The 8,479-nt window shown below is 73.8% G+C and carries 6 protein-coding genes and 1 pseudogene; 2 read left to right on the top strand and 5 right to left on the bottom strand.

Translation table 11 applies throughout. The annotated features are described in order from the left end of the window. The 3 genes from ABT116_RS36155 to ABT116_RS36165 form a co-directional block, all read right to left on the bottom strand. The coding region (locus ABT116_RS36155; protein WP_351642918.1) for a phytoene desaturase family protein at positions 1-856 on the bottom strand (856 nt) is incomplete at its 3' end. Between the two features lie 62 nt (positions 857-918). Beyond that, positions 919-3,150: a serine/threonine-protein kinase gene (locus tag ABT116_RS36160; RefSeq protein WP_351642921.1), complete on the bottom strand. Its 2,232-nt coding sequence runs from the start codon at positions 3,148-3,150 to the stop codon at positions 919-921. A gap of 61 nt (positions 3,151-3,211) precedes the next feature. Continuing rightward, on the bottom strand, positions 3,212-4,060 hold the full coding sequence (locus ABT116_RS36165; RefSeq protein ID WP_351642923.1) for an oxygenase MpaB family protein: 849 nt from the start codon (positions 4,058-4,060) through the stop codon (positions 3,212-3,214). Positions 4,061-4,233: 173 nt separating this feature from the next. On the opposite strand from ABT116_RS36165, the gene ABT116_RS36170 reads away from it, so the two are divergent. Beyond that, positions 4,234-5,745, top strand: coding sequence for an ABC transporter substrate-binding protein (locus tag ABT116_RS36170; protein ID WP_351642926.1), 1,512 nt, complete (start codon positions 4,234-4,236; stop codon positions 5,743-5,745). Between the two features lie 4 nt (positions 5,746-5,749). Further along, positions 5,750-7,507: an ABC transporter permease subunit gene (locus ABT116_RS36175; protein ID WP_351642928.1), complete on the top strand. Its 1,758-nt coding sequence runs from the start codon at positions 5,750-5,752 to the stop codon at positions 7,505-7,507. A 46-nt stretch (positions 7,508-7,553) separates the two neighbouring features. Here ABT116_RS36175 and ABT116_RS36180 read toward each other — a convergent pair whose 3' ends face one another. Together ABT116_RS36180 and ABT116_RS36185 are read right to left on the bottom strand one after the other, a co-directional pair. Further along, on the bottom strand, positions 7,554-8,231 hold the full coding sequence (locus ABT116_RS36180; protein WP_351642931.1) for a helix-turn-helix domain-containing protein: 678 nt from the start codon (positions 8,229-8,231) through the stop codon (positions 7,554-7,556). Positions 8,232-8,253: 22 nt separating this feature from the next. Next, positions 8,254-8,479: pseudogene (locus tag ABT116_RS36185) on the bottom strand (hypothetical protein); the annotation flags it as partial.

Below are 8,479 nucleotides of genomic sequence, written 5' to 3' on the forward strand. Positions count from 1 at the left end.
CGGTGCCTTCGCCGCCGTCCGTGCGATACGTGACCTCGGCGGTTCGGCCGTCCGTGGCGATGCGCAGCGCCTCGTGACCGGTGGCGAGGACCGCGCCCGCCGCGCGTGCCGTGTCGGCGAGGGCGTCGGTGAGCGCCCCCATGCCGCCGACCGGTACGTCCCAGTCTCCGGTGCCGCCGCCGATCACGTGATAGAGGAAGCAGCGGTTCTGCTTCAGGGAGGGGTCGTGGGCGTCGGCGAAGGTGCCGATGAGGGCGTCGGTGAGGACCACACCGCGCACCAGGTCGTCCTGGAAGTGCTCCTCCACGGCGGCACCGATCGGCTCCTCGAACAGCATCCGCCAGGTCTCCTCGTCGTCGAGGCGGCGGCGCAGCTCGTCGCGTGCGGGCAGCGGCTCCGTCAGGGTCGGGAAGATCCGCTGGGCGGCGCGGCCGGTCCTGCCGTAGAACTCCTGCCAGGCCCGGTACTCGCGGTCGGAACCGGTGAGCCGGGCGAACGCCTCCCGAGTGCGCCGCTCGCCGCCGCCGACGAGGAGTCCGGTTGGCCGGCCGTCGCGTTCGGCGGGTGTGTAGGAGGAGACGGTACGGGTGCGGACCCTGAAGTCCAGCCCGAGGTCCCGGACGATCTTCTTCGGCAGCAGGCTGACCAGGTACGAGTAGCGCGACAGCCGGGCGTCGACCCCGGCGAAGGGCCGGGTGGACACCGCCGCGCCGCCCGTGTGGTCCAGCCGCTCCAGGACCAGCACGGAGCGCCCGGCCCGGGCCAGATAGGCGGCGGCGACCAGGCCGTTGTGGCCGCCGCCGACGATGACGGCGTCGTAGGTCCGGTGTGCGCGGGGTCCCTCGGGTGCGGTCATGGTTCTTGGTAACACGGGGTGATCCGGGTCGGCCAGACGGCGCCTGCCTGCCCCTGCCGGGGTCAGCGTCCGGCCGCGGCCCGCTGCTCGCGCAGGGCCGCCACTCTTCGGTACAGGGCCATGGCCTCGGCGCTGCGGCCGAGCTGTTCCAGGCAGTGGGCCTCGTCGTTGCGGCTGGCGAGGGTGTCGGGGTGGTCGGCGCCGAGGACGCGCTCACGGGCGTCGGCCACGCGCCGGTACTCGGTGAGCGCGTCGGCCCAGCGGCCCAGCCAGCCGAGGCCGACGGCGACCTCGCGGCGACTGACCAGGGTGTCCGGGTGGTCGGCGCCGAGGACCTGCTCGCGGAGCGCGGCCACGTCACGGGATTCGGCGAGGGCCTCCTCCCAGCGGCCGAGCCTGCCGAGGTTGACGCAGCGGCCGTGACGGGCGCGCAACGTCTCGGGGTGGGTGGGGCCCTGGCTGCGGGTGCGGTCCGCAGCCAGGGCGCGGTAGAGGTCCAGGGCTTCCGCGCTGCGGCCGAGGCGACCCAGACTGATGCCGATCTCGTGCCGGGCCGCGAACGTGTCGGGATGGTCGGGGCCGAGGGCTCTGCCACGGGCCTCGGCGACGTCGCGGTAGGTCTCCAGGGCTTCGGACCAGCGGCCCAACTGGCCCAGTGTGTAGGCGACTTCGTAACGGGTGACGAGCGTGTCGGGGTGGTCCGGGCCGAGCACGCGAGCGCGCGCGGCGGCCACCTCGCGGGCCATGCGGTACGAGTCCTCCAGGCGGCCGAGACGGCTGAGGTTGAAGGCGAGGTTGTGGCGGCAGCGCAGGGTGTCGGGGTGGTCGGGGCCCATGAGTTGCTCGCGGGCGGTGAGCACGGAGGTGTAGACGCGGTGGGCGTCGAAGGGGCGGCCCAGCTGGCCGAGGACGTAGGCCATCTCCTGGCGGGCGGCCAGGGTGTCGGGGTGATCGGCGCCGAGGGTGCGGATCCTGGCCCCCGCGACGTGCTTGTACTCGCGCAGGGCGTCCGCGGCGCGGCCGGTGCGGCTGAGGGTGAAGGCGACCTCGTAGCGGCTGGAGAGGGTGTCGGGGTGGTCGGGGCCGAGGAGGTGCTCGCGTTCGGCGGCGACGGCCCGGTGCACCTCGCCCGCCTCCGTCCAGCGGCCGAGCCGGGCGAGGCTCAGTCCCGCGTTGTGCCGGCCGGCCAGGGCGGTCAGGACCTCCGTGGGCGGGGCGGGCCGCCGCACGGGGGCGGGCTCGGCGACGACGGGACCGGTGGCGGGCCGTGCGATCCACTCACCGGACAGTCCCGCCGCCGGGTCCGGTGGGGTGGTGCGCACTCCCGTGCCGGTCGCCTTGTGGCCGGTGGTCATGCCGCGCGTCCAGGACGGCAGCCGGGCCGCGCCCCCCGGCCCCCCGGGAGCCGGGCGCGCCGCCGCGCCGGCGGGCACGTACGCCGGCGCTGCCCGGTGGGCGCTGATCCGGCGGGCCAGCTCGCGGGCGTCGTCGGGTCGCTGCGCGGGTTCCTTGGCGAGCAGGTCGAGGATGACCTGCTCCAGATACTCGGGCAGGTCGGGCCGGTGCTCGCGCGGCGGGCGGGGCGGGGTGTCGCGGTGGCCGACGAGGATCGCCCAGGCGTCGCCCAGGTCGAACGGCGGTACCCCGGTGGCGATCTCGTACAGCACGCACCCGAACGAGTACAGGTCGCTGCGCTGGTCGACCTCGGTGCCGCCGATCTGCTCCGGGGACATGTAGTGCGGAGTGCCCATGGCGATGCCGGTGCCGGTCAGCCGGGAGGTGAAGCCGATGTCGTGGCCGAGGCGGGCTATGCCGAAGTCGCAGATCTTCACGGTGCCGTCGCCGAGCCGCACGATGTTCGCGGGCTTCAGGTCCCGGTGGACGATGCCCTGTTCATGGCAGTAGGCGAGGGCGGCGGCGACCTGCTCGGCGATCTCCTCGACGTCCGCGACGGGGAGCGGGTGCTGCTTGTTGTCCTCCAGGAGCTGGCTGAGGTTGCGGCCGTCCAGCAGCTCCATGACGAGGTGGAGGACGCCGTCGGACTCGCCGAAGTCGTGGACGACGGTGATGCCCCGGTGCTGCAGCGCGGCGGCCACCCGGGCCTCGCGGCGGAACCGCTCCCGCAGCACGCGGGTGAACGCGTGGTCGTGGTTCGGGCCCAGCGGTTTGAGGCACTTGACGGCGACGTGCCGGCCCAGGGACTCGTCCCGGGCCCGCCACACCTCGCCCATGCCGCCACGCCCGATCAGATCGAGCAGCCGGTACCGGCCCTGGATGAGCCTGTTGTCCCCCATCTCGCGCGACGCTCCCCCCGGTAGCTGTCCGCCCGCCCCTCGGCCCACCCAGTATGGCGGCCTATCGTCCGAGTTTGTACGGTGCCGGACGCGCGTCGGGGCCGAGCCTCGCCATGGCCCGCAGAATGTGTTTGGGCGGGAGTTGCCACCGCACACGTGCGGGAACGCGGCGCAGCAGGAGGCCGGCGAGGCGCAGTTGACGGGTGACGGTGGCTGGGGCGGGGGCCGGCCTGCCGTACAACTCGTGGGCGTACGGCGGCAGGGAGGCGTACGCCAGGTGTGCCACGCGCCGCCACAGCACCTCGCGCGCCGGTACGAGGAGAGGGTGCGTCGGCGGGCGGAGCAGGAAGTCGTCCACCTCGCGTGCCTCGGGTCCCGCGGCCAGATCCGGGCGTACCTTCTCGAAGTACGCGGCCATTTCGGCCCGGTCCCCCGGTACGGCGTCGGGGTCGAGCCCCACCAGGCGTGCGCTCTGCCGGTGTTCGGCGATGTAACGGTCGGCCTCCGCGTCGGTGAGCCGGAATCCGGACCGGCGCGCGACGTGCAGATACGAGTCGATCTCGGCGCAGTGCACCCACATCAGCAGGGCGGGTTCGTCGACGGCGTAGCGCTCACCGGTGTCCGGATCGGTGGCGGTCAGCATGCGGTGGATCTTCCGGACCCTGGCGCCGGCGCGTTCGGCGGCCTCGGTGGTGCCGTACGTCGTCGTGCCGACGAAGCCGGCGGTGCGCATCAGGCGGCCCCAGGCGTCCCGCCGGAAGTCGGAGTTCTGCATGACCCCGCGGACCGCGCGCGGATGCAGGGCCTGGAGGTAGAGCGCCCGGACGCCCGCGATCCACATCACGGGGTCGCTGTGGAGCTGCCAGGTCACCGATTCCGGACCGAACAGCCCCGGGTCCGCGCCGGTCATGTGCCTCACCTCCACCCCGGCGGACACGATGACACAGGTCGAACAGCGGGTCGAGAGGCTCGCATTCGGACCGCGACCCGTCCGGTCGTTGAGAATTCACCTACCCGGCGAGAGTTTGGTAAGCCTCGCCTTATATGCTGGCGCCGCCGATCTCCCGCACGACAGGATCCGACATGCGCACCACCTCCCGCGGCCTCATAGCGGCGCTCGCTCTCACCCCCCTGCTGGCCGGCTGCTTCGCGTCCGGCGAGAGCGACACCGGCGCAGGACCGGGCGGGCGGTTGCGGGTCGCGCTGGCCGTGCCGCCGGCGCAGGCGCTGTCCCCGTACAGCAACGACGCCACGGTGCTGAGCAAGCTGTCCGTCGCCGAGGGCCTCACCGCGCTCGCCAAGAACGGCACGGCCCGGCCCGCTCTGGCGACGTCCTGGAAGCAGGACGACGACACCACCTGGACCTTCGAGCTGCGCAAGGCCGAGTTCCAGGACGGCACCGAGCTCACCGCCCAGGCCGTCGTCAACGCACTCGACCACGCGAACGCGGCCAAGCCCAAGCCCCGCGTGCTGAGCGACGTGTCACTGACCGCCAAGGCCGAGGACGCCGACACCGTCACCCTCACCACCAAGTCGCCCGACCCGGTGCTGCCGCTGCGGCTGGCCAGCCCCGCGCTGGCGATCCTGTCGGCGAAGGCGTACGGGAAGGACGGCGCCGTGAGCCCCGTGGGCACCGGCACCGGCCCGTTCGAGATCACCCGGCTGAGCGGCAAGACCAAGGCCGCCCTCGACCGCTTCGACGGCTACTGGGGCGGCAAGGCCAAGGCGCCCGGCATCGACGTCAGCTGGATCGCGGACGGGACGGCCCGTGCCAACGCCCTGCGCGGCGGCGAGACCGACATCGCCGAGTGGATCCCGACCGCCCAGGCGAAACTGCTCGACAAGAAGACCCGTCACGAAGTCCCCTCGGTGCGCACCGACAGCCTGATCCTGAACACCGGAAGCGGCCTGTTCACCGACGCCGGTCTGCGCGCCGCCGCCCGGAAGGCGGTCGACGGCTCCGCGCTGGTCGACTCCGTCTTCGGCGGCTACGCCGACCCCGCGCAGGGCCTGTTCGGGCCCGCCGTCCCCTGGGCGGCCGGCAAGCGCGTCGAGGTGACGGGCCGCGCCAAGGCCGCGTCCGTCGCCGAGGTGAAGACCGGCACCAAGGGCAGGACGCTGCGGCTGGCCACCTACACCAACCGGGCCGAGCTGCCCGAGGCGGCGACCGTGCTCCAGCAGCAGCTGGAGAAGGCCGGGTTCACCGTGAAGCAGGACGTGCGCGAGTACACGCAGATGGAGGGCGACCTCCTCGCCGGGAAGTACGACGCCCTCGTCTTCTCGCGGGTGACGCTCCTCGACACCGGTGACGCGGTCGACTACCTCGCCAGCGACTTCACCAGCGAGGGCGTCTACAACATCGCCGGCCTGAAGAACGCCGCGGTGGACAAGGCAATCCGGGCCGCCGCCGCGGAGCGGGACCCCGAGAGCCGCCAGGAGAAGGTCATGCGGGCGGAGGCGGAGATCCTGCGCACCGACGCCGTGGTGCCGCTGGTCCACGAGAAGGCCGTGCAGGGCATCGCGGACGACGTCGAGGGTGTGATCCTCGACCCGCGCGAGCGGTCCCTCATCGACGTCGACACTCGCCTGAAGTAGCCGCATGAGCCTCGGGCACACCCCCGCCGCCGCTCGCTCGTCCCTCTGGCCGGCGGCGGCCGGCCGTGTGCTGGCCGGTACCGCCCTGCTCGGCGCGGTGGCCCTGCTCCCCTGGCTGTCCGGCGCCGACCCGGCCCGCACGGTGCTGCGCGCACGCTCCGCCGACCAGAACCCCACGCCTGCGGAACTCGCCGCCGTGCGCGACCAGTTGGGCCTGGACGATGGTCCTTGGGTCCATCTCGCGCACTGGCTGGGCGGCCTGCCGCGCGGGGACGCGGGCGTCTCGTGGGTCTCCGGCGCACCGGTCATGCCCCAGGTGGGGTCGGCCCTGTCGGTCTCCCTGACGCTGATGCTGGGCGCGTTCGCGGTCACGGTGCTGGTCGCCGCACTGGTGTGTGCCCGTACGGTCTTCCTCGGATCCCGGCGCAGGCTGCGGCAGGACCGGGCGGGTACCACGGCCGCCGTCCTCGCGTCGCTGCCGAAGTTCCTGCTCGCCTCGGTGCTGGCCACCGTGTGCGGGGTGTGGTGGGGCTGGTTCCCGTCCAGCGGGTGGGAGGGGCCGCAGTCGATGGTGCTGCCCTCGCTCGCCCTCGGCATCCCCTCGGGCGCGATGCTCGGCGGCATGCTCGACCAGGCGCTGCCCGCCGCCTTCCACGAGCCGTGGGCGCGCACGGCCTACGCCGTCGGGCTTCCGTCCGGTCACATCGGCCGGGGCGCGTTGCGCCGCACCCTGCCCGGCCTCTTGCCACAGCTGCTGCCGACCGTCGTGGCCCTGGTCGGTGGTGCGGTGGCCGTGGAGAAGATCTTCAACATTCCCGGTCTCGGCCGACTGGCCCTGGAGGCGGCCGTCGCGCAGGACCTTCCGGTGCTGCAGACGGCGACCCTGGCGCTGGTCCTGCTCGGCGTCGCCGCGGGCGTCCTGATCCGGGCCCTGCGCCACGCACTGCTCGGGCGGCCCCTGCGCGACGGCGCCCTGCCGGCCCTGCACCGGCCTCCGCTCACCGTGCCGCGTTCCCTGCGCTGGATCACCGCGGCCTGCGCACTGCTCCTGCTCGCCCTGGTGACAGCGGGCCTCCTGCGCGACCCGCTCCAGGTCGACACGGCGGCACGGCTGCTGTCGCCCTCCCTCGAACACCCCCTGGGCACGGATGCGCTGGGCCGCGACCTGCTGGCCCGGCTGGGACACGGGGCGCTGCGCACGGCCTGGGTCGCCCTCGTCGTGACGGCGATCAGCGCCGTCACCGGGCTGCTGCTGGGCATGGCACCGAGAGCGAGCGCGGGCCCCACGGAGGTCGTGTCCACCCTGCCCGCCGTCCTCGCGGGTCTGCTGATCGCGGGCGTGACCGGACCGTCCGTGTGGGGCGCCGCCTGCGCGGTCTGCGTGGTCGGATGGAGCCCGTACGCCGCCCAGACCGCGGCCCTGCTGGAACAGGAACGCGCGAGCGGGCACATCGCCGCGTCCGTCGCGCTCGGCGCGGGACGGCTGCACCTCCTGCGCCGCCACCTGCTGCCCTCGGTGCTCCCAGCCCTCCTGCGCAACGCCCTGCTCCGGCTGCCCACGACCGTGCTGGTCCTGGCATCCCTCGGCTTCCTGGGCCTGGGCGAACAGCCGCCCACCCCCGAGTGGGGCCGCCTCCTCTCGGAGAACCAGCCGTACGCCGAACTGGCCCCCTGGACCGTCCTCGGCCCGGCCGCCGCGCTGGTGGTGCTGTCCGTACTGGCGGTGACGGGCAGCGTGCTGGGGCGCGGGAAGGGTGAATAGCATGCGCCCCGGCCGGTAGGAGTCACCGGCCGGGGCGTGTCCGCGCTCAGACCACGGTGATGCGGCGCCCGGTGACGGTGACGGGCTCGATGCGCAGCCACAGGTCGCGCCGGCCTCCCGCCCAGGGGGTGCTGTACGCCTGCTCTGCGAGACGGGCGACCTCGTCCGGATCCGTCACGGTCGTCGCGGGCCCCCGCACGAGCACGCTCCAGCCCTCGCTGAACGCCTCGTCGATGCGGTCGGCCTCGAAGGCGACCCGGTGGCCGTCCGCCTGTGCCGGGGTCGTTCCGGGCGCGGTGCGGAAGACGATGCCGCCGTCGACGACGCTGTAGTTGACCGGTACGACGACCGGCCCGGAGTCCGCGGGTACGGCGAGGCGCCCCACCCCGTGCGTGGAGAGGAGGGAGCGGCACTCCGCTTCGGTCAGCTCCGTGAAGCGGGGTGTGCGGGCGGCCCGGCCCAGGCCGGGAGGCAGCTCCGTGTCGCCGCCGGTCAGATGCCACACCGTGGTCTTGAGCGCCCCTGCCAGCCTCAGGAGGGTGCCCGCGCCCGGGTCGGCCGGCGGCCGCTCCTCCAGGTACTGCAGGTAGGCCGGCGACATGCCCGCCCGTGCGGCCGTCTCCTGCCGGCTCAGGCCGAGTTCCGTACGCCGCTGGGTGATCCGCCGCCCGAGGTCGCCCATCGGGCGTCCTTCCACGGCATGCGACGAGGACCGTTCGGTCATGGCGCGTCACCTCTCTCCTTCGTCAGGCCGCCCGGTAGGGGACGACTTCCTCGTGCGGCTCCTCGCCCAGGACGACCTTGAGCGCCCCGGTGTCGGCGGCCCGGGCGAAGACGTCGTACGCCTCCTCCATGTGGGCCAGCGGGAAGGTGTGCGCCCGGTCGGCGGGCCACAGGCCGAGCCTGCGGGCGTCGGCGATCTCGGCGGTGAGCGCGATGTAGCGGGGCGGTGCGCCCACCGGGTGATCGACG

Origin of the sequence: Streptomyces sp. NPDC002130, assembly GCF_040296465.1 — a bacterium.
GTDB lineage: Bacteria > Actinomycetota > Actinomycetes > Streptomycetales > Streptomycetaceae > Streptomyces.

Excerpts from the sequence above, each read along its gene's own strand:
- ABT116_RS36160 (WP_351642921.1), bottom strand. The coding sequence starts at position 3,150 with ATGGGGGACAACAGGCTCATCCAGGGCCGGTACCGGCTGCTCGATCTG.
- ABT116_RS36165 (WP_351642923.1), bottom strand. The coding sequence starts at position 4,060 with ATGACCGGCGCGGACCCGGGGCTGTTCGGTCCGGAATCGGTGACCTGG.
- ABT116_RS36170 (WP_351642926.1), top strand. The coding sequence starts at position 4,234 with ATGCGCACCACCTCCCGCGGCCTCATAGCGGCGCTCGCTCTCACCCCC.
- ABT116_RS36175 (WP_351642928.1), top strand. The coding sequence starts at position 5,750 with ATGAGCCTCGGGCACACCCCCGCCGCCGCTCGCTCGTCCCTCTGGCCG.
- ABT116_RS36180 (WP_351642931.1), bottom strand. The coding sequence starts at position 8,231 with ATGACCGAACGGTCCTCGTCGCATGCCGTGGAAGGACGCCCGATGGGC.